General features: G+C 63.1%; 17 protein-coding genes. 9 read left to right on the top strand and 8 right to left on the bottom strand.

Going from position 1 to position 20,055, the window contains the following annotated elements; genetic code table 11:
- The first annotated feature begins 6 nt into the window (after positions 1-6).
- The 7 genes from APH33_RS26100 to APH33_RS26070 all read left to right on the top strand — a co-directional run bounded on the left by APH33_RS26100 (position 7) and on the right by APH33_RS26070 (position 6,146).
- A complete protein-coding gene (locus tag APH33_RS26100; protein ID WP_054887926.1) occupies positions 7-1,170 on the top strand; it encodes a phosphoglycerate kinase in 1,164 nt (387 codons plus the stop codon).
- 32 nt (positions 1,171-1,202) lie between these two features.
- Complete coding sequence (locus APH33_RS26095; protein WP_054887938.1) at positions 1,203-1,421, top strand: hypothetical protein; 219 nt, start codon at positions 1,203-1,205, stop codon at positions 1,419-1,421.
- 64 nt (positions 1,422-1,485) lie between these two features.
- Complete coding sequence (locus APH33_RS26090; RefSeq protein ID WP_054887925.1) at positions 1,486-1,815, top strand: MliC family protein; 330 nt, start codon at positions 1,486-1,488, stop codon at positions 1,813-1,815.
- A gap of 100 nt (positions 1,816-1,915) precedes the next feature.
- Positions 1,916-2,980: a class II fructose-bisphosphate aldolase gene (gene fba / locus APH33_RS26085; protein WP_008093958.1), complete on the top strand. Its 1,065-nt coding sequence runs from the start codon at positions 1,916-1,918 to the stop codon at positions 2,978-2,980.
- 196 nt (positions 2,981-3,176) lie between these two features.
- Complete coding sequence (locus tag APH33_RS26080) at positions 3,177-5,297, top strand: bifunctional diguanylate cyclase/phosphodiesterase (RefSeq protein ID WP_054887924.1); 2,121 nt, start codon at positions 3,177-3,179, stop codon at positions 5,295-5,297.
- Between the two features lie 39 nt (positions 5,298-5,336).
- Entirely contained in the window at positions 5,337-5,837 is a 501-nt protein-coding gene (locus tag APH33_RS26075; RefSeq protein WP_027920691.1) for a M48 family metallopeptidase, read from the top strand.
- Positions 5,838-5,849: 12 nt separating this feature from the next.
- Positions 5,850-6,146, top strand: a complete 297-nt coding sequence (locus tag APH33_RS26070; RefSeq protein ID WP_054887923.1) for a helix-turn-helix domain-containing protein — start codon at positions 5,850-5,852, stop codon at positions 6,144-6,146.
- On the opposite strand, the gene APH33_RS26065 is transcribed toward APH33_RS26070, so the two are convergent.
- Positions 6,121-6,594: a GNAT family N-acetyltransferase gene (locus APH33_RS26065; RefSeq protein WP_054887922.1), complete on the bottom strand. Its 474-nt coding sequence runs from the start codon at positions 6,592-6,594 to the stop codon at positions 6,121-6,123. The two genes, APH33_RS26070 and APH33_RS26065, sit on opposite strands and share 26 nt — an antisense overlap.
- Positions 6,595-6,763: 169 nt before the next feature.
- On the opposite strand from APH33_RS26065, the gene APH33_RS26060 reads away from it, so the two are divergent.
- The gene (locus tag APH33_RS26060; protein WP_054887921.1) at positions 6,764-7,501 is read left to right on the top strand and encodes an ABC transporter substrate-binding protein; all 738 of its coding nucleotides are present in this window, start codon (positions 6,764-6,766) and stop codon (positions 7,499-7,501) included.
- A gap of 11 nt (positions 7,502-7,512) precedes the next feature.
- Here the strand turns inward: APH33_RS26060 and yccS are convergent, their stop codons facing one another.
- From yccS to APH33_RS26025, 7 genes are all read right to left on the bottom strand, one after another.
- On the bottom strand, positions 7,513-9,696 hold the full coding sequence (gene yccS, locus APH33_RS26055; protein WP_054887920.1) for a YccS family putative transporter: 2,184 nt from the start codon (positions 9,694-9,696) through the stop codon (positions 7,513-7,515).
- An 83-nt stretch (positions 9,697-9,779) separates the two neighbouring features.
- Positions 9,780-10,961 carry an NAD(P)/FAD-dependent oxidoreductase gene (locus APH33_RS26050; RefSeq protein WP_054887919.1) on the bottom strand — a complete coding sequence of 394 codons (1,182 nt, stop codon included), beginning with the start codon at positions 10,959-10,961 and terminating at the stop codon, positions 9,780-9,782.
- A gap of 136 nt (positions 10,962-11,097) precedes the next feature.
- On the bottom strand, positions 11,098-12,435 hold the full coding sequence (gene dbpA, locus APH33_RS26045; protein ID WP_256218752.1) for an ATP-dependent RNA helicase DbpA: 1,338 nt from the start codon (positions 12,433-12,435) through the stop codon (positions 11,098-11,100).
- A gap of 112 nt (positions 12,436-12,547) precedes the next feature.
- Positions 12,548-13,975 (bottom strand): multidrug transporter subunit MdtD, encoded by a 1,428-nt coding sequence (mdtD, locus tag APH33_RS26040; protein ID WP_054887917.1) that lies wholly within the window; start codon positions 13,973-13,975, stop codon positions 12,548-12,550.
- 109 nt (positions 13,976-14,084) lie between these two features.
- The gene (locus tag APH33_RS26035; RefSeq protein ID WP_054887916.1) at positions 14,085-15,404 is read right to left on the bottom strand and encodes a TldD/PmbA family protein; all 1,320 of its coding nucleotides are present in this window, start codon (positions 15,402-15,404) and stop codon (positions 14,085-14,087) included.
- Positions 15,404-16,846, bottom strand: coding sequence for a TldD/PmbA family protein (locus tag APH33_RS26030; protein ID WP_054887915.1), 1,443 nt, complete (start codon positions 16,844-16,846; stop codon positions 15,404-15,406). The genes APH33_RS26035 and APH33_RS26030 overlap by 1 nt, the downstream gene beginning before the upstream one ends.
- Before the next feature lie 31 nt (positions 16,847-16,877).
- Entirely contained in the window at positions 16,878-18,680 is a 1,803-nt protein-coding gene (locus APH33_RS26025) for an acyl-CoA dehydrogenase (protein WP_054887914.1), read from the bottom strand.
- Between the two features lie 952 nt (positions 18,681-19,632).
- On the opposite strand from APH33_RS26025, the gene APH33_RS26020 reads away from it, so the two are divergent.
- Positions 19,633-20,037 (top strand): hypothetical protein, encoded by a 405-nt coding sequence (locus APH33_RS26020; protein ID WP_054887937.1) that lies wholly within the window; start codon positions 19,633-19,635, stop codon positions 20,035-20,037.
- The last annotated feature ends 18 nt before the right edge of the window (positions 20,038-20,055 follow it).

Here is a 20,055-nt window from a genome sequence, read left to right as displayed (position 1 = left end):
GCATTCATGACCGTGTTGAAGATGACCGACCTCGACCTGCAAGGTAAACGCGTACTGATCCGCGAAGACCTCAACGTACCTGTGAAGGACGGTGTGGTAACCAGCGATGCGCGTATCCTGGCAGCGCTGCCGACCATCAAGCTGGCCCTGGAAAAGGGTGCGGCGGTAATGGTCTGCTCGCACCTGGGCCGCCCGACCGAAGGCGAGTTCTCTGCCGAGAACAGCCTCAAGCCGGTCGCCGACTACCTGAGCAAGGCCTTGGGCCGGGAAGTGCCGCTGGTTGCCGATTACCTGAACGGTGTTCAAGTCAGCGCCGGTGACCTGGTGCTGTTCGAGAACGTACGTTTCAACAAGGGCGAGAAGAAGAACGCCGACGAGCTGGCCCAGCAATACGCCGCCCTGTGCGACGTGTTCGTCATGGACGCTTTCGGCACCGCTCACCGTGCCGAAGGCTCCACCCATGGCGTTGCCAAGTTCGCCAAGGTGGCTGCCGCTGGCCCGCTGCTGGCTGCAGAGCTGGACGCGCTGGGCAAGGCCCTGAAAGCCCCGGCCAAGCCAATGGCGGCCATCGTTGCCGGCTCCAAGGTATCGACCAAGCTGGATGTGCTGAACAGTCTGAGCAGCGTTTGCGACCAGCTGATCGTCGGTGGCGGCATCGCCAACACGTTCCTGGCTGCTGCCGGTCACCCGGTGGGCAAGTCGCTGTACGAGCCTGACCTGATCGAAACCGCCAAGGCCATCGCCGCCAAGGTCAGCGTGCCACTGCCGGTCGACGTCGTGGTTGCCAAGGCGTTCGCCGAGGACGCCGAAGCCACCGTCAAGGCCATCGCCGACGTTGCCGCCGACGACATGATCCTGGACATCGGCCCGCAGACCGCTGCCCATTTCGCCGAGCTGCTGAAGTCGTCGAAGACCATCCTGTGGAACGGCCCGGTCGGCGTGTTCGAGTTCGACCAGTTCGGCAACGGCACCAAGGTGCTGGCCAAGGCCATCGCTGAAAGTGCAGCGTTTTCCATTGCCGGTGGTGGCGATACCCTGGCAGCCATCGACAAATATGGCGTCAGCAAGGATATCTCCTACATTTCTACCGGTGGCGGCGCCTTCCTCGAATTCGTCGAGGGCAAGGTGCTGCCAGCCGTGGCGATCCTGGAAGAGCGGGCAAAAGCCTGACAATGGCGGCGCCTGGCAAAGGGAGCGACCTGATGGTCAAGCAATTGCCTGTGATGATTCTGGCCGGCATGCTGGGCGCCTGCTCCAGCAGCCCGTCCTCGGAGGCCGACCCGGCGCAGCCGCCCAAGGGCGGTTGCTACCAGTCCGCGTGGCAGGCCGAGACCGTGCCGGTCATCAGCAAGCGCGTTGGCCCGGACGGGCTGGAAAAGTACGACGAAGAACACCAGCGCCAGGCGCCGGGTTGTCCCTGATGCCGTGCGTTTCGTCGGAGCAGGCAACCAAGTGACCGCTATGTGGTCCTCTAGAGGATATGTAATGAAAGCGCTACTGGCCTCGATGGCTCTGGCGACACTGGCAGGATGCTCGCTGATTCAGCCTGCACCTCCCGCCCCGGCGGACAACTGGACCCGCTGGGTCTGTGACACTCAGGCCGAAGTGCTGTGGCGCTTCGCTGATGCACAGCGGGATCAGGTTGACGTACGCCTCGGCGGCGGTGACCAGGTCTATCGGCTCAAGGCCGAGCCGGGCGCCTCTGGCGCGCTGTACAGCGATGGCGTGCTGGCCTTCCACACCAAGGGCGACGAAGGCCTGGTGTACTGGGTGGCAACCAACGATCTGATTGGGCGGGGCTGCAAGGCACCGTGACTGGCCGGGCCGCACAGGCGGCCCACACTACTTGAACAGCAACCGCCCCTGCGGCAGGCTTGCACGAAACAAACGACGCTTGTCGGGAGAGAGATACACAATGGCACTCATTAGCATGCGCCAGATGCTGGACCACGCCGCCGAGTTCGGTTACGGCGTTCCAGCTTTCAACGTCAACAACCTCGAGCAGATGCGCGCCATCATGGAAGCGGCCGACAAGACCGACTCCCCGGTGATCGTCCAGGCTTCGGCCGGCGCCCGCAAATACGCCGGTGCCCCATTCCTGCGCCACCTGATCCTGGCTGCCATCGAAGAATTCCCGCACATCCCGGTGTGCATGCACCAGGACCACGGCACCAGCCCAGACGTGTGCCAACGTTCCATCCAGCTGGGTTTCAGCTCGGTAATGATGGACGGCTCGCTGGGTGAAGACGGCAAGACGCCGACCGACTACGAGTACAACGTCCGCGTCACCCAGCAGACCGTCGCCATGGCCCACGCCTGCGGCGTTTCGGTAGAAGGCGAGCTGGGCTGCCTGGGCTCCCTGGAAACCGGCATGGCCGGTGAAGAAGACGGCATCGGCGCCGAGGGTGTGCTGGACCACAGCCAGATGCTGACCGATCCGGAAGAAGCCGCTGACTTCGTCAAGAAGACCCAGGTCGACGCCCTGGCCATCGCCATCGGCACCAGCCACGGTGCCTACAAGTTCACCAAGCCACCGACCGGTGACGTGCTGGCAATCGACCGCATCAAGGAAATCCACAAGCGCATCCCTAACACCCACCTGGTGATGCACGGTTCTTCCTCGGTCCCGCAAGAGTGGCTGGCGATCATCAACCAGTACGGCGGCGACATCAAGGAAACCTACGGCGTACCGGTCGAAGAGATCGTTGAAGGTATCAAGCACGGCGTGCGCAAGGTCAACATCGACACCGACCTGCGCCTGGCGTCCACCGGTGCCATGCGCCGCCTGATGGCACAGAACCCGAGCGAGTTCGACCCACGCAAGTTCTTCGGTGAAACCGTGAAAGCCATGCGCGACGTGTGCATCGCCCGTTACGAAGCGTTCGGCACTGCCGGCAACGCCTCGAAGATCAAGCCGATCTCGCTGGAAGGCATGTTCCAGCGCTACCTGAAGGGTGAATTGGCTGCCAAGGTCAACTGATCCACCAGCGTCAAAGAAAAACCCGCAGCGATGCGGGTTTTTCATGTGTCGAAAATGCTGCACGGCGACCGTTAGTCGGCTACCGTGAAACTAATCAATTGATAGCGATCTGATTGCATTGCTTGTCGCAACTGCAGGTCTAGAGTATCAGCTGGATCCAATAGCAAGTCGAAGTCTGTCAAACAAGAGAAGCAGCATGGATGGCGCTTACCCCGAACCACTGGATGGCAAATCGGTTCTCCTGGTGGTAGACGATTACCCGGAAAACCTGATCAGTATGCGCGCCTTGCTGGCGCGCAACGATTGGCAAGTGTTGACTGCAAGCTCGGGGATGGAAGCCCTGGGGACGTTGCTGGAACACGAAGTCGATCTGGTACTGCTCGATGTGCAGATGCCGGAAATGGACGGCTTCGAGGTCGCCCGCCTGATGCGCGGCAGCCAGCGAACCCGGCTGACCCCGATTATCTTCCTCACTGCCAACGAGCAGTCCGATGCCGCCGTGCTCAAGGGCTACGCCAGTGGCGCGGTGGATTACCTGTTCAAACCGTTCGATCCACAGATTCTCAAGCCCAAGGTGCAGGCGCAGCTGGACCAGCAGCGCAGCCGGCGCATGCTGCAGCAGCTGACCCGCGAGCTGGAGACTGCCCGGGCGTTCAACGCCTCGATCCTGGAAAATGCCGCCGAAGGCATCCTGGTGGTCGACGCCGAGGGTGTCATCAGCTTTGCCAACCCGGCGATCTCGCGCTTGATGCACAGCTCGGTGGAGCACTTGCAGGGTGCCCATCTGCTCGATCTGCTGCAATTGGCCAATGCCACCTTGTGGAGCGAGTCGGAGTTCCGCAACGCCTACCTCGCACGGCAAATCGTGCGGGTCCATGATGCCCATCTGCGCACCCCCGGTGGCCAGCTGGTCCCCGTTGCGCTGTCATGCGCGCCGCTACCGGCGGAGCAGCAGGCCATGGTGGTCACGGTGCTGGACATGTCGGTGGAGCGTAACCTGCATCAGCAACTCGAATACCAAGCGGTGACCGACCCGCTGACCGGGCTGCTCAACCGTCGCGGTTTCTACCAGGCCGCCGAAGGCGCGTTGCTGCGCGGCGAGCGTTCGAACAAGGCCCAGGCCCTGATGTACATGGACCTCGATGGCTTCAAGCGGATCAACGATTCGCTGGGCCACGAAGCGGGTGACCGGGTGCTGCTCTGGGTGGCCGAGCAGATCAAGGAATGCCTGGGCAGCGAGGCGCTGCTGGCACGTTTGGGCGGCGACGAGTTCACCGCATTGTTCGACGGCCTGCCGTACCCGGAGCAGGCCGGGCGCTATGCCGAAAAACTGCTCGAGAGGGTGTCGATCCAGCAGCAGGTGGACGGCATCGACATCTGCCTGGGCGTCAGCATCGGCATCGCCACCTTCCCTGACTGCGGGGGTAATGTCGAAGGCCTGCTGCGCGCGGCCGACACGGCGATGTATGCAGCCAAGCAGGCAGGTCGCCAGCAATACCGCTTCTATGATCAGGAGCTCAATGGTCGCGCCCGCTCGCGGTTGATGCTTGAAGACAGCGTGCGCAATGCCATCGAGGTACAGGATTTCAGCCTGGTGTATCAACCGCAGGTGGCCTTTGCCGATGGCAAGCTCCGGGGCTTCGAGGCGCTGCTGCGCTGGCAGCACCCAAGTGTTGGCGATGTGCCGCCCGGGCTGTTCATACCCTTGCTGGAAGAGGCTCGGCTGATCAACCGCCTGGCCAGCTGGATCTACCGCCAGGGGGCTGCTCAGCGCCAGGCCTGGTGCCAGCGTTTCGACCCGGAGCTGGTGTTGGGTATCAGTTTGAGTCGCGCTCAATTCTCCATGCCCAGCCTGGTCGATGAACTGCAGCGGGTGATACAGGATTATCAGCTCGACCCGTCGCAACTGGAGGTCGAGGTCGCCGAGACCTCGCTGATGTACAACATCGACGCGGCGATCAAGCAGATTCACCGCCTGCGGGAACTGGGCGTTCGCGTGGCGCTGGACGATTTCGGCGCGGGCGACTGTTCGTTGCGCATGTTGCGCGACCTGCCCATCGACACCTTGAAGCTGGACCGCCATCTGGTGGCACGTCTGCCAGATTCGGCACCGGATGCCGCATTGGTGCGAAGTGTCATCGTCCTGTGTGCAGACTACGGCATCACCGTGATCGCAGAAGGGGTCGAAACGCAGGCCCAGGCTGCGTGGCTGAAGGCAAACGGTTGCGCCTACGTCCAGGGTTTTCTGGTCGCGCACCCGATGACAGCGGCCGATGCCACTGGCTTCCCGGTGATTTTCCCCTGGCTGCTGCCGTGATTGGCTAGAATCGGCATTCGTTACGCCGAATGCGATGCCATGACCGTATTACGCTATTTGCAAGCCTACCCACCGCACCTGCAGGAGCAGGTGCGGCAGATGATCGACAGCGACCGCCTGGGCGAATACTTGCAGCGCCGCTACCCGGGCCGCCATGACGTACAGAGCGACAAGGCGCTGTACGGCTATGCCCAGGACTTGCGCCAGCAATACCTGCGCAGTGCGCCAAACCTGGACAAGGTGCTGTTCGACAACCGCCTGGACCTGACCCATCGGGCCCTGGGGCTCAATACCGCGGTTTCGCGGGTGCAGGGCGGCAAGCTGAAGGCAAAGAAGGAAATCCGCATTGCCTCGCTGTTCAAGGAGGCAGCGCCCGAGTTCCTGCGCATGATCGTGGTGCACGAACTGGCGCACTTGCGCGAGCGCGATCACAACAAGGCGTTCTACCAGCTCTGCCAGCACATGGAGCCGGCCTACCACCAACTGGAATTCGACCTGCGCGTCTACCTGACCTACCGGGAGTTGCCAGGCAACCTGTAAGGATCACGCAGCATGGATGTAAGCAAGACCAAGAGCAGTTTCTACCGCCGCCTGTACGTGGCCTGGCTGATCGATAGCCAGACCGCCACCAGCGTGCCGGCGTTGATGGAGGCCACCGGTATGCCGCGGCGCACGGCACAGGACACCATCGCCGCACTCGCCGACCTGGACATCGTCTGCGAGTTCGAGCAGCAGGAAGGCGCACGCAACCATGCCGGGCATTACCGCATCCATGACTGGGGGGCGATCGACAAGCAGTGGATCATCCGGCACCTGCGGCAGATCAAGGCAGTACTGGGGTATCCATGACCTTGCGCATGCCGATATGCGGGATGTCATCCTCGAGGTACTGCTCCCCCACCACGGCAAAACCGTGCTGGGCATAGAACCGTTGCAGGTGTGCCTGCGCCGACAGATACACCGGTGTCCCGTGCCAGCAATGCCCGGCTGCTTCCAGCCCTTTCATCAGCAGCGGATGGCCGAGTTTCAGCGCGCGTGCCTCGGGCGAGGTCACCACCCTGCCGATGACCACATCGCCGCCCTGCGACTGCGGATCGAGCAGGCGCAGGTAGGCCACCAGCTTGTCATCCTGCCAGCCCATGAGGTGCAGGGTGTCGCCCGTCAGGTCCTGGCCATCGACTTCCTGGTAGGCGCAGCGTTGCTCGACCACGAACACGGCGGTCCGCAGTTGCAGGATGGCATAGAGCTCATGCGTGTCGAGGTCGGAGTGGTGCTTGCAAAGCCAGTGGATGGACATGGTGTCAACTCCTCGAAATGGATGGCCGATCATCGCAAATTTCCCCGGCTCGGCCAAAATAGAGGCTAAATGACATCATTGGCCGCTGCCCGAATGGCAGCCTTTGTGTATTCTCATCTGCGCGTCGCCTTCCTCAGCGTGTGTCTTCCACTGCAAAAAGGACTTCTGCATGCGGCCACTGCTTCGCACGTTGGGCTTGCTGGGCCTGTTCCTGGCAGCACCTGTATCCGGCCAGGACAGATTGCGTCTGGTGGCTGACACCTGGCCCCCGTTCACCGACAGCGCCATGCCAGGCGGCGGCCTGGCGACCAGCCTGGTCACAACCGCGCTGACCCGCGCGGGGTACGCCAGCAGTTATGAGGAAGTGCCTTGGGCGCGAGCGTTGATGGGCGTTGGCGAGGGGCGCTACGACGTGCTGATCAACGCTTGGTACAACGACGCGCGCCAGCAGATCGGGCAGTTTTCCGAGGGCTACCTGAACAACCGCATTCGCCTGCTCAAGCGCAAGGGCGACACGTTCCGTTATAAAAGTCAGGGCGACCTTTATCCCTACAGCATCGCGGTGGTGCGTGACTACGCCTATTCACCCGCTTTCGATGGCGATACCCGCTTGCGCAAGGTGGCGGTGCGCAACTTCTCCACCGCGGTGCGCATGCTGGCAGCCGGCAGGGTGAACCTGGCCGTGGAAGACGAATATGTGGCGCGCTACAACCTGCAACGCGAGCCGCAGGACGTGCGCGATGGCGTGACATTGGTAGAGCCGCCGCTGGCGGAGAATACCCTGCATATTCTGGTGAGCCTGAAACACCCCGACCACCAGCAGATCGTCGAACGCTTCGAGCAGGCCATCGCAGGGATGAAGGCCGATGGCAGCTATGCGCGGCTGCTACGCCAGCATGGCTTCTGACCTTACCCCGCTCAAGCCGCCTGTGCTTCTTTGATGAGATGGGCGGCCAAGGTCCGCAGCGGCGCCAGCTGCCGGCAGATCAACGCCAGCTGTGTCTGCACCAACCGCTGGTGCTCATCCAGTTCTTCCGGCATTTGCTCCAGGGCGGCGGCCAGCGATTCTTCGGCATCACTGTGTATCGCTACCGGCAGCCGCGCAGCCAGGCCATTGGCAATCTCGTCCAGACTGTTGGCCAGACTCTGCGCGGCACCATCGATCAACTGCTCCTGCACCTCTGCCGGCAAGGCCGTGTCGCGGTGCGCACCCAACCCTGACAGGTAGCTGAGCAAGGTGTGCGACAGCACCAGGAAGCGGAAGCCGACATCGGCCTCCTTACGGAAATGCCCCGGTTCCATGAGCATGTTGGCCAGGGTGGTCGACAGCGCCGCATCGGCGTTGTGGGCGTTGCGTCGGGCCAGGCGGTAGGCGAGATCGTCGCGCTTGCCATAGGCGTACTGCTGCATGATCTGGCGCAGGTACACGCTGGCACAGGCCAGGGTGTTGGCCAGCGCCTTGTTCAGGCGGCGGCCCTGCCAGTCGGGCAGGAACAGGAACACCGCAAGAATGGCAATCAGGCTACCGACCAAGGTATCGAACAGGCGTGGCAGGAACAGGCCGTAGCCGTCGCCGATCTGGTTGAAGCAGAACAGCACCATCAGCGTGATCGCTGCGGTGGCCAAGGTGTAGCGGGTGGTGCGGTTGACGAAGAACACTACGCCGGCAGCCACGGCGAACAGCGACTGGATGACCGGGTTGGGGAACAGGTCGAACAGCGCCCAGCCGACAGTCAGGCCGATCGCGGTGCCGAAGATCCGTTGCACCAGCTTGCGCCGGGTGGCGCCATAGTTGGGCTGACAGACGAACAGCGTGGTGAGGATGATCCAGTAGCCCTGGGTCGGGTGGATCAAGTGCACCATGCCGTAACCGATCGACAGTGCCAGCGGCAGGCGCAGGGCATGACGGAACAGCAGTGAGGTCGGTGTCAGCTGGGTGCGCAAGCGTGTCCATACGTCCTTCAGGTTGCGTGGTGAGCGGTCGAGCAGGCTGCTGTCACTGGCATCGGCCAGGCTGTCGGGGTTGCTGGCAGCGCTGAGCAAGCGGTCGAGGGTCGCCAGGTTGGCAGCCAGGGCGCGCAGCGAACGCAGCAGGCCGCGCCAGGCCGGGTTGCTCTGGATACGCAGGTGTTCAAGCGAGGCGTTGAGGTCTTCCAGGGCCTCGGCGAATCCGCTGGCCAATACGAATGGCTGGCGCAGGCGGATCGAGCGCGCCAGTTCCTGGCAGGAGGCCCCCTGTTTACGCAGCAGGCGCTGACAGCGGAACATCACATCACTGTGGAAGAACGCTTCGGTCAGAGCGTTGTAAGGGTAGTGCGAAGCGCTGACCCGTTCATGGATGTCCTGGGCCAGGAAATACAGCTTGAGGTAGCGGCTGACCTTGGAGTTCGGCTGGCTGTTGCCGACCCTGTGCAGGATGATTTCCTTGGCCGCGTTGAGCGCCGCGACCACTTTGCCATTCTGCCGGGCCAGTTCCAGGCGCTGGGCCTCGACATCAAGGTTACGGATCGGCTCGAACAGGCTGGCCTTGAGCTTCAGGTAGCTGCCTAGCTCGAAGAACAGCTTGGCCAGGCTCTGCTGCACCGGCTGGTTGGAAAACAGCGCCTGCCACAGCACCGAAAGCAGGCCGTACCAGGCGGCGCCTGCTACCAGCAGCATCGGCTCGTGCCAGAAGTCGCTGACCTGGCCGCCACGCTGGTCCACGCCGATCATGGTGTATACCGAGGTGATCAGCGTCGCCGAAGCAATCGCGCCATAGCGTTCGCCCAACGCGCCGAGCATGGTCAGGCCGAACGCTGCCAGCGCCAGCGCGCCGACGAAAATCCACGGGTAGGGGAACAGCAACTCGACTGCCAGCGCGGCGATGGCAAAGCAGGGAAGGGTCACGGCCAGGGCGCTGAGGCGGCCTTGCCAACTGTCGTCGGTCTCGGCCAGGGCGCTGGCGATGATGCCGAGGAACAGTGGAATCAGCAGTGCCATCTCGTTCTGGTACCAGCACAGGGCCAGGCTGCCGGTGAGGGCGATGGTGACCCGGATGCTGTAGCTGAACTTGTCTTGGCCCCACAGGCGACGCAGTGACTGACTGAACGAACTCGATGACATGATGGCCTGCTAGGCAGTGATCGAATGAATGCATTGCAGCACGGCCAGCAAGAAGCGTTCCGTGCTGCTGAATGGATTCTACTCTACACGAACTGCGCAGCGGCGTTGGCGGATGCCCAGGCCCACTGGAAATTGAAACCACCCAGATGGCCGGTAACGTCGAGCACCTCGCCGATGAAATACAGGCCGGGGCTTTTCAGCGATTCCATGGTCTTGGATGACACTTCGCGGGTGTCGACCCCGCCGAGGGTCACCTCCGCCGTGCGGTAGCCTTCGGTGCCGGCCGGCACCACTTGCCAGTTCGCCAGTTTTTCGGCGATCTGCGCCAGTTCCCCAGGGGTGTACTGCTTCATGGGGCGGGACTCGAACCATTGCTCGGCCAGCAGGTTGGCCAGCTTGCGGGTGAACACCTCGCCCAGTACGGTCTTCAGTTCGGCGTTGGCACGCTCGGCCTGCATCTGCTGCAGCCAGGCCAGCGCATCGCGATCGGGCAGCAGGTTGATTTCCACGGTGTCGCCGGCTTCCCAGAACGACGAGATCTGCAGGATCGCCGGGCCGCTGAGGCCGCGATGGGTGAATAGCAGGTTTTCGCGGAAGCTGGTGCCGTTGCAACTGGCAGTGCAGTCCAGCGAAGTGCCCGACAATTCGGTGCACAGTGCCTTCAGTTGGGGCTCGGTGATGGTGAACGGCACCAGGCCGGCGCGGGTCGGCAGCAAGGTGTGGCCGAACTGGCGGGCCACCTGGTAACCGAAGCCGGTGGCGCCCAGGGTCGGGATCGACAGGCCGCCAGTGGCGATCACCAGCGACTGGCAGGCGAACTGCCCACCGCTGGTCTGCAGCAGGTAGCCGGTTTCGGTCTTCTCGATGTGTTCGATGCTGGTGTGCATGCGGATTTCGGCGCCCGCGTCGTCGCACTCGGCCAGCAGCATGTCGAGGATGTCGCTGGCCTTGTTGTCGCAGAACAGCTGGCCGAGCTTCTTCTCGTGGTACGGCACGCCATGCTTGCTCACCAGCTCGATGAAGTCCCACTGGGTGTAGCGGGCCAGGGCCGACTTACAGAAGTGCGCGTTCTGCGAGAGGAAGTTGGCCGGCTCGGTGTACAGGTTGGTGAAATTGCAGCGCCCGCCGCCTGACATGAGGATCTTCTTGCCGGGTTTGTTGGCGTGGTCGAGCAGCAACACCCGGCGCCCGCGGCGGGCGCTGAGCTGGGCGCACATCAGGCCGGCGGCGCCGGCGCCGAGGATGATCACGTCGGTGGAGTGCACGGTGTTACCTCTTCAGAATTGCCGGGGCTGCTTTGCAGCCCTCTCGCGACACAAGGCCGCTCCTACAGGAAAATGCGATCCCCTGTAGGAGCGGCCTTGTGTCGCGAAAGGGCCGCAAAGCGGCCCCAAAAATAGGTCAGACGATACGGACTTTCAGGGACCGGCCCTTGATCTTGCCGCTGTTCAGGCGCTGCATGGCCTGCTTGGCCAGCGCCCGCTCGACAGCCACGAATGCCTGGAAATCGAAAATGGCGATCTTGCCCACCTGCTTGCCCGGGATCCCGGCATCACCGGTCAGCGCACCCAGAATGTCGCCCGGACGCAGCTTGTCCTTGCGCCCGGCTGCGATGCACAGCGTGCTCATCAGCGGCAGCAGCGGCGCGCCGCCCTGGTTCTTGAGGCTGTCCAACTGGTCCCAGCGCAGCGGGCTCTTCTGCAGGTCTTCGATGGCCTGGGCGCGGTGGCCTTCGGCTGGTGCTACCAGGCTGACCGCGACGCCTTTCTCGCCAGCGCGGCCGGTACGGCCGACGCGGTGCACATGGATCTCGGCATCGCGGGCCAGTTCGACGTTGATGACCATGTCCAGGCCGTCGATATCCAGGCCACGGGCCGCCACGTCAGTGGCCACCAGCACCGAGCTGCTGCGGTTGGCGAACATGGTGAGCACCTGGTCGCGGTCACGCTGCTCCAGGTCGCCGTGCAGGGCCTGGGCGACGATACCCTTGGCGGTCAGGTGGGCTACCACGTCCTCGCACTGCTGCTTGGTGAAGCAGAACGCCACGCACGACTGCGGGCGGTAGTGGCCAAGCACGCGAGTGACGGCTTCCAGACGTTGCTGCGGGTCGATCTCGATGAAACGCTGCTCGATCTGGTTGTCGGCGTGCAGGCTTTCGACCTTGACCTGCTGCGGTTTGCGCATGAAGTCGGCGGCCAGTTGCTCGATGCCGGCCGGGTAAGTGGCCGAGAACAGCAGGGTCTGGCGACGCGACGGGGTCTTGCCGATGATGCTGGCGATGGCGTCGAAGAAGCCCATGTCGAGCATGCGGTCGGCTTCGTCCAGCACCAGCGTGTTCAGGCCGTCGAGCACCAGGGTGCCTTTGTCCAGATGCTGCTGGATGCGCCCCGGGGTGCCGACGATGATGTGCGCACCGTGCTCCAGCGAGGCGATCTGCGGGCCCAGCGACACGCCACCGCAAAGGGTGAGGATCTTGATGTTGTCCTCGGCGCGGGCCAGGCGGCGCAGCTCTTTGGCGACCTGGTCGGCCAGCTCGCGGGTCGGGCACAGCACCAGCGCCTGGCAGCCGAAGTAGCGCGGGTTGATCGGGTTGAGCAGGCCGATGCCGAAGGCGGCGGTCTTGCCACTGCCGGTCTTGGCCTGGGCGATCAGGTCCTGGCCGCGCAGGATGACAGGCAGGCTCTGGGCCTGGATCGGCGTCATCGAGGCATAGCCGAGGGCGTCCAGGTTGGCCAGCATGGCGGTGGACAGCGGCAAGGTGGCAAAGGCGGTGGATTCGGTGGTCACGAGGCGGGCCTGCGGTGCGAAGCGAAAAATGCCGCACAGTTTACCAGCCTCGTGGCCATTCGCCCTACGATTCCATGTGTTGTTCCGGACGACGGGCACGCCTTCCGTCCGTCGGCGACAGTTGCAGGAAGATCGCCGCCGCCAGCATGGCCATCACGCCGATGGTGACGAAGGTCAGCTGGAACGCGCCTAGCGTGGTTTCCACGCCGTCGGCGCTGCCCGCTGCGGTGAAGCCGCCGAGCAGGGCGCCGGCGCAGGCCACGCCGAGGCTCAGCGACAACTGCGCGACTACCGACAGCAGGCTGTTGCCACTGCTGGCGCTGGCGTCGTCGAGGTCGATCAGGGTCACTGTGTTCATGGCCGTGAACTGCATCGAGTTGACGGCGCCGAGCAGGGCCAACTGCACCAGCAGCAGCGCATACGGCGTCTGCTCGTCGACCAGGCCCAGGCTGGCCAGCAGGATGCCCAGCAGCAAGGTATTGCCGGTCAGCACGATGCGATAGCCCAGCCGCTCTATCAGCGAGCGGGCGACCGACTTGGCGAGCATCGCCGAGGCGGCCAGCGGAATCATGCTCATGCCGGCCTGGGCCGGCGAATAGCCCAGCGCCACCTGCAGCAGCAACGGCACCAGAAACGGCAGGGCCCCGCTGCCCAGGCGTGCGAACAGATTGCCCAGGATGCCGATGGCGAACGTGCGCACGCGGAACAGGCTGGGTGAGAACAGCGGTTCCGGGTCGCGCCCGGCGCGCAGCCAATAGGCCGCCAGGCAGGCCATGCCAGCGAACAGCAGCAACATCACCCGCAGGTGTGGCAGGTGCAGCTCGCCCAGGCCTTCCATGGCGATGGTGATCAGCACCATCGCCGCGCCGAACAGGATGAAGCCGGGGCCGTCGAAGCGGGTGCGCTCGGCCCCGCGCAGGTCGGGTATGAACTTCCACACGGCGTAGCAGCCCAGCACACCGACTGGCAGGTTGAGCAGGAAGATCCAGTGCCAGCTGAGAATTTCCACCAGCCAGCCGCCCAGGGTCGGGCCCAGCAGCGGGCCGAGCAGGCCGGGGATGGTGATGAAGCTCATGATCCGCACCAGCTCGGTTCGCGGGTAGGCGCGCAGCACCACCAGGCGCCCGACGGGGAGCATCAGCGCGCCGCCCAGGCCCTGCACGATGCGGGCGAAGATCAGGAAGCCGAGGCTGTTGGCCGTGGCGCACAATAGCGAGCCGAAGCTGAACAGCATGATGGCGCTGAAGAAGATGCGCTTGGTGCCGAAGCGGTCGGCGATCCAGCCGGAGGCGGGGATCAGCAGGGCCACGGTGAGCATGTAGGCGATGATCACGCCCTGCATGCGCAGGGGGTCTTCAGCCAGCGAGCGGGCCATGGCCGGCAGGGCGGTGTTGAGGATGGTGCCGTCCAGGGATTGCATGAAGAAGGCGATGGCCACCACCCAGGGCAGCCAGCGGGCGGTGGTCGGGTCCAGCGGGGTGCGTTCGGGCATGGCTTCCTCTTCCGTCAGTGCCGGCCCTTTCGCGGGCATGCCCGCTCCCACAGGTACCGCATCACATCTGTGGGAGCGGGCGTGCCCGCGAAGAGGCCGGCAAGGCAAATCACAATGTCAAGGTCAGCCCTTTGACCAGCGCCCCCGGCAAATGACTCGACCCGGTACTGCGCTGCCCATAGGTGCTGGTCGACAGGATCATCTCGCGCTCCTGGGTCAGGTCCTCCAATTGGCCACCCAGCAAACTGTACAGGCTGTCATCGAAGCGCATGGTGCTCACCGGCCCCTGAATCTCGCCGTTCTCCACCCAGAAAGTGGCGAAACGGGTCAGCCCGGTCATGCGTGCCGCCGGCAGGTCAGAGTAGTTCAGGTACCACAGGTTGCTGATGTACAGCCCGGTACCGAGCCGCTCCAGAATCTGCTCGCGGGGCAAGCCACCGGGCGCCAGGCTCAGGGAGCACGGCGACTCGTAGCTGTCGGCACCATTGGCCCGCAACTCGAACTCCGCTGCGCTGCGGGCGCTGACCAGCCGCTGCATCGCGTGACCCTGCTGGATCAACGGTACATCCAGCCGCGGTGAACCCTCGTCGCTGAATGCCGGGCTCAGTGAGCCGCTGACCTGCTCGCTGAAATTCACCAGCGGGTGCAGTTGCGCATCGCCGTTGTACAAGCGCTGCAGGGCGCTGTTACCAGTGGCCAGGGCCTGCGCGGAGAAACCGCCCCAGCAGAGCATACCGGCAATTTCGTCCATGGCCGCAGGTGCCAGGTAAGCGCGGTAGCTGCCGGGCTTGAGGGTAATTGCTCGGCGGCCGAGGAAGCCCAGCTGTTGCCGAGCGAGGCGCAGGCGGGCGGTGAAGTCGTCGGCGTTCCACAACTGGCCGGCATAGTTGGCCTTCACCGCCTCGCCGTTTTCGTGGAACAGGCTCCAGTCGAAGTTGAAGCTGTTGGCCTGATGCCAGCCAATGGCCCCGAACGAGCTGGCGAAGCCCCGGAAGATCGGGCCGGCGGCGTAGATGCCGACCAGGTCAAGGTCACCTGCCTCACGTTCGAGCAGGGCCAGCACTTCGTTCAGTTCGGGCAACGGCTGTTGCTGCTGGCTGTCGTTGTGCCACGCGCTTTCGTCCAGGCTCAGGTATGGGTCGAGCGTCAGCATCGGTAGCGTCTGGCGCAACTGCTCCAGCGCTGCGATCAGGCGTTGCCGGTCAAGCTGCGGGTCGCCGCTCAGGGTCACTTGCTGTTCCGCCTGGCGGCCATCGCGGATCAAGCGCAGTTGCGCGCTGGCCTGGCTCACTTCGCCGGCCTGGCGCACCTTGGCATGGTTGAAACGCACGAACTGCGACTGTTCTGCACTGTAGCCGAGGGTGAATTGCTCGTCGGCTTGCAGGGCGTGGCGCACATCCGCGAGCAGGGCTTCGAAAACCGGTTTCATCAGGCGTCTCCTCCGAATACATCGATCTGGCGGAACACGCAGGCGGGTGAGGCATGCCCGACCCGTACCACCTGGTTGGGTTCGCCCTTGCCACAGTTGGGCGTACCGAGGACCTGAAAGGTGCTGCGGTCGCCGACCGCCGCGAGGTTGCGCCAGAACTGTGCGGAGATGCCGCGGTAGTTAGGGTTCTTGACGATGCCCTTGAGCTCGCCATCCTCGATCAGCTGGCCCCATTCGCAGCCGAACTGGAACTTGTTGCGCGCATCGTCGATGGACCAGGAGCGGTTGGTGCGCATCAGGATGCCGTGCTCGATGCCCTGGATCAGCTGGTCGAGGGACTGGTCGCCCGGTTCGATATTGAGGTTGGCCATGCGGTCGATCGGTGCGCGGTTCCAGCCGCAGGCACGGCTGTTGGCAACCCCATCCAGGCCTGAGCGGAACTGCGACAGGGCGCCCCCCAACGGGCGCAGCAGCAGGCCATCGCGGATCAGGAACTGCTTGCTGGCAGCGGTCCCGTCATCATCGAAGCTGTAGCTGGCCAGTTCTTCGCCGATGGTCGGGTCGAAGGTCACGTTAAGCAGGCAGGAGCCGTATTGCAGGTGGCCGAAATCGCTGGCTTTGACGAAACTGGTGCCAGCGTAATTGCGCTCGTCACCGAGGATGCGGTCCATCTCCAGCGGGTGGCCGATGGACTCGTGAATCTGCAGCATCATCTGGTCGGGCATCAGCAGCAGGTCGCGTGCGCCGCTGGGGGTGTTCGGTGCCAGCAGCAGTTGCAGTGCTTGGTCGGCGACCTGGCGGGCAGCGCCAATCAGGCCGCAGCGCTCGACGATTTCGAAGCCGCCTTGCTGGCCGAAGGTGTCGCGGCCCAGGCTGCGGCTTTGGCTGTCCTGGCCGTCGCTGGCGGTGACGCTCAGGCCCGGGAACAGAAAACGCTGGGCATGGCGCAGCTCGGCGCCGGCCGAGTTCAGGTAGGTCTGCTCGACCAGGCTCAGGCCCAGGCTGGCCTGCCAGTCCACCAGGCGGCTGTCGTTGGGCACGCTGGCCGATTCGGCGGCGAGCAGGCCCAGGCAGTCGCCCAGGCTGGGTACCGGCTGGTCGAAGTTGGGTGAGATGTGGTCGTGGCGAGCGCTGGTCACCGGCTGCTCGCGCAGGTCGAGCAGGCTGAACGGGGCGATTTGTCGGGCCAGTGCCTCGGCCTGATCCAGTGCCCGTTGCAGGCCGGCCTGTGACAGGTCGGCGGTGGCTGCATAGGCTTCCACGCCATTGACCCGCACCGTGAGCATGGCGCCCTCGTCGTGGCTGAAGACGGGCGGCTCAGCAACATTGCGGCGAACCGAAAGCGCCTGGTGCGACTGCTTCACATGGCGCAGGGAAAACAACTCGGCCGTACTGCGCAGCGCAGCAAAGCGCTGGCGCAGCAGGGCGCTGGAATCGAACATCTGGAAGCCTCCGTTTTCACGGTGGCTCCCCCTAGAACCACCCGTCTTGCATGGTGAGGCAGGTGTCGTCGCGTGCCTCGAGCAATGCCAGGTCATTATGGCAGGCGGGGATTTCCCAGGTCAGGAAATAACGCGCGGCCTGCAGCTTGCCCTGGTAGAAGTCGCGGTCGGCGGCGTTGCCGTTGAGCAGTCCAAGTTCGGCATGGATGGCCTGTTCCAGCCAGCGCCAGCCGATCACGCAGTGGCCGAAAACCTTGAGGTACAGGGCGGAATTGGCCAATGCGCCAGCGACCTTGCCCTGGGCCAGATCGCCAAGCAGCGCCAGGGTTACCGATTGCAGCCGGTTGACCAGTTGCTCCAGCGACTGGCGCAGGGTGTCCAGGCCTGGATGATGGCTGGCGCGTTCGGCAGTGGTGGCGATCAGGCGGATCAGTTGCTTGAGGCCTGCACCGTTGTTCTGTGCCAGCTTGCGGCCCAGCAGGTCGAGCGACTGGATGCCCTCGGTGCCTTCGTGGATCGGGTTCAGGCGGTTGTCACGGTAGTACTGCTCCACCGGATACTCGCGGGTGTAGCCGTGGCCGCCGAGAATCTGGATCGCCAGTTCGTTGGCCTTGAGGCAGAAGGCCGAGGGCCAGGACTTGACGATCGGGGTCAGCAGGTCGAGCAACTCCTGGGCCTGCTTGCGGGTGCTTTCGTCGCTGGCGGTGTGGGTATCATCGAAGAGTCGTGCGGCATACAGGCCCAGGTCGAAGGCGCCCTCCACGTAGGCTTTCTGCGCCAACAGCATGCGCTTCACATCGGTGTGCTCGATGATCGGCACCGCCGGGCTCTGCGGATCCTTGTTGTCCACCAGGCGGCCCTGCGGCCGCTGGCGAGCGTACTCCAGGGAGTAGAGGTAGCCGGCGTAGCCGAGCATCACCGCGCCCATGCCGACGCCGATGCGCGCCTCGTTCATCATCTGGAACATGCACGCCAGGCCCTGGTGCGGCTGGCCGACCAGGTAGCCGACGCACTGGCCGTTGTCGCCGAAGTTCAGCGCGGTGGACGTGGTGCCGCGCCAGCCCATCTTGTGGAACAGCCCGGCCAGCAGCACGTCGTTGCGCGGGCCACGGCTACCGTCCTGGTTGACCAGGTACTTGGGCACGATGAACAGAGAAATGCCTTTAACGCCGGGCGGTGCGTCCGGCAGCTTGGCCAGCACCATGTGCACGATGTTTTCCGATAGCTCGTGGTCGCCGCCAGAGATGAAGATCTTGTTGCCCTTGAGCCGGTAAGTGCCATCGCCAGCGGGTTCGGCGCGGGTGCGGATATCGGCCAGCGACGAACCGGCATGGGGCTCGGTCAGCGCCATGGTGCCGAAGTAGCGGCCTTCGATCATCGGCTGCAGGTACAGACGCTTCTGTTCCTCGGTGCCGAAGCTCTCGATCAGGTTGGCTGCGCCCATGGTCAGGAAAGGGTAGGCCGTGGTGCCGGCGTTGGCCGCCTGGAAGTGGGCGAAACAGGCCTGTGAGACCAGGCTGGGCAGTTGCATGCCGCCGACGTCGAAATCGCGGTTGGCGTTGAGGAAGCCGGCTTCGAGAAAGGCGTCGACGGCGGGCTTCACTTCAGGGATCAGTTCGGCGCGGCCGTCCACGTAGCGCGGCTCGTTTTCGTCGGCCTTGCGGTTGTGCGGGGCGAAGTACTTTTCGGCGATGGTGCGCGCGGTAGTGAGCGCCGCATCGAAGGTTTCGCGGCTGTGATCGGCAAAGCGCGGGCGCTGGGTCAGGGCTTCGGCGTCGAGGACTTCGTAGAGTTCGAAGGCCAGGTTGCGGGGGCTGAGCAGGGTCTCGGGCATGGTCGCGTTCCTGAGGCGGGGTGCTGCGAGTCTGGCGGAATAATGAAGTGAAGGGCAGGTTTATAAGCATGGGTGATGATGAGTAAGTCATCTAGGTGGCAGAAGCACCCACCAGCCCTTCACAAATAGGGATATGCCTACACGCTTTAAGGAAAGCTCCTGCAACCATAGCACTGAAAAAAGAGGTAGATGTTGTTCTTTGCTAGGAAGGAAGCCCTGTGGATAGAATTTGTCAGTCGCGCGATGTTTGGAAAGAAGAAATTAGCAGGATTGAAGATCCCTTCTTTGCCCAGTTCGTAGTCCGAGACTTACTGCAGAGAAATACTCAGCTGCGGGGGCTGAGCGAATTTCTTGGAGATTGTAGTTTGCCTGTGGGGCGAGCATTGCTCGGCGATGAAATAGAGCGCGCTTCGAAATTGGTGGGTGAGGGGAGATGGTTTCTTGTTCGCGAGGAGGTACGCTATCCCATTGACGTGGCGTGTTATCCCTCGTTGAAGTGGGCGCAATCAAAAACTGACTGTCAACTGCATGAAAGTAGATATGCGGAGGCTGCGGGGCCTGGTAAATGGAGCACTTTTAGTATTGATGCAGATCGACTCTGGTCCAGTGTAGCCTTCGCGGCAAATTTCTTATCTTCACGGGGTGACGAAGGGCGTCTTTTTGCAAGCGAGGGTAAAGACTATGCCAATACCAGGCGCGTTGTGAGTCAGAGGTGGGTGCCGTTAAAAGCTAGTGAATGTGATTTCGCCAGGTTGTCGGCAGTGCACCGCTATGGGACTGTGCGGAGAACAACGCAGTACTTTGTCGAGGCTAGTGATGATTGGGCGATAAGTGGCCAGTCTTGGCATTGGCGCCCTGTGGTGGCTAACGAGGTATATGAGTTTCGGGAAGGTGCATATTGACTGAGTCAAAGGCTAGGCTGCAGCAAATTTTATACTTGGTTTGGGCTGGCATGGATGCGTTTTACATCTGTTTGTATTCTCTGCGGAGCGCCGCCCGTGGAGGTGTGCCGTTCTGGTCGGATTTTAAAAGTGGCCTTGATGTTATGCGTATCTGGGAGGGGCCGGAAGCGCTGATATGGACCGGTCTGGTTTTGCAGGGCTCGGTAGCTGTCTCGTGCATCGGTTTTTATGCACGGAAAAAGTGGGTTGTCTATTTGGCGATGATGCAGTTGCCATTTAGATATTTCTTTATTGTTCCGTCAATTTCGGCAATCTTGGTTCTGCCGATGATCACGGCTGAAGTCAATAATTGGGTGTGGGGGGGATTGCTGTTATCTTCAGAGGTCATCAAAGGTTGGAGTCTATGGTGGTTGTGTCGTCAGGTTAGGCCGTTGAAGTGTCAACTTAAGCGCTAATGGGGGTATGGGAGGGTG

The sequence above is a fragment of the Pseudomonas sp. NBRC 111130 genome (assembly GCF_001320485.1).
Taxonomy (GTDB): domain Bacteria; phylum Pseudomonadota; class Gammaproteobacteria; order Pseudomonadales; family Pseudomonadaceae; genus Aquipseudomonas; species Aquipseudomonas vlassakiae.
The sequence above is the reverse complement of the archived record's forward strand: the minus strand, read 5'-3'. Positions and strand labels throughout refer to the sequence as shown.

Coding starts and splice junctions, on each gene's coding strand:
- APH33_RS26075 (WP_027920691.1), top strand. CDS start 5,337: ATGACCGTATTACGCTATTTGCAAGCCTACCCACCGCACCTGCAGGAG.
- fba (WP_008093958.1), top strand. CDS start 1,916: ATGGCACTCATTAGCATGCGCCAGATGCTGGACCACGCCGCCGAGTTC.
- dbpA (WP_256218752.1), bottom strand. CDS start 12,435: ATGCTGGCCAACCTGGACGCCCTCGGCTATGCCTCGATGACGCCGATC.
- APH33_RS26035 (WP_054887916.1), bottom strand. CDS start 15,404: ATGAAACCGGTTTTCGAAGCCCTGCTCGCGGATGTGCGCCACGCCCTG.
- APH33_RS26060 (WP_054887921.1), top strand. CDS start 6,764: ATGCGGCCACTGCTTCGCACGTTGGGCTTGCTGGGCCTGTTCCTGGCA.
- APH33_RS26065 (WP_054887922.1), bottom strand. CDS start 6,594: ATGTCCATCCACTGGCTTTGCAAGCACCACTCCGACCTCGACACGCAT.
- yccS (WP_054887920.1), bottom strand. CDS start 9,696: ATGTCATCGAGTTCGTTCAGTCAGTCACTGCGTCGCCTGTGGGGCCAA.
- APH33_RS26025 (WP_054887914.1), bottom strand. CDS start 18,680: ATGCCCGAGACCCTGCTCAGCCCCCGCAACCTGGCCTTCGAACTCTAC.
- APH33_RS26030 (WP_054887915.1), bottom strand. CDS start 16,846: ATGTTCGATTCCAGCGCCCTGCTGCGCCAGCGCTTTGCTGCGCTGCGC.
- APH33_RS26095 (WP_054887938.1), top strand. CDS start 1,203: ATGGTCAAGCAATTGCCTGTGATGATTCTGGCCGGCATGCTGGGCGCC.
- mdtD (WP_054887917.1), bottom strand. CDS start 13,975: ATGCCCGAACGCACCCCGCTGGACCCGACCACCGCCCGCTGGCTGCCC.
- APH33_RS26100 (WP_054887926.1), top strand. CDS start 7: ATGACCGTGTTGAAGATGACCGACCTCGACCTGCAAGGTAAACGCGTA.
- APH33_RS26090 (WP_054887925.1), top strand. CDS start 1,486: ATGAAAGCGCTACTGGCCTCGATGGCTCTGGCGACACTGGCAGGATGC.
- APH33_RS26020 (WP_054887937.1), top strand. CDS start 19,633: ATGGATGCGTTTTACATCTGTTTGTATTCTCTGCGGAGCGCCGCCCGT.
- APH33_RS26070 (WP_054887923.1), top strand. CDS start 5,850: ATGGATGTAAGCAAGACCAAGAGCAGTTTCTACCGCCGCCTGTACGTG.
- APH33_RS26080 (WP_054887924.1), top strand. CDS start 3,177: ATGGATGGCGCTTACCCCGAACCACTGGATGGCAAATCGGTTCTCCTG.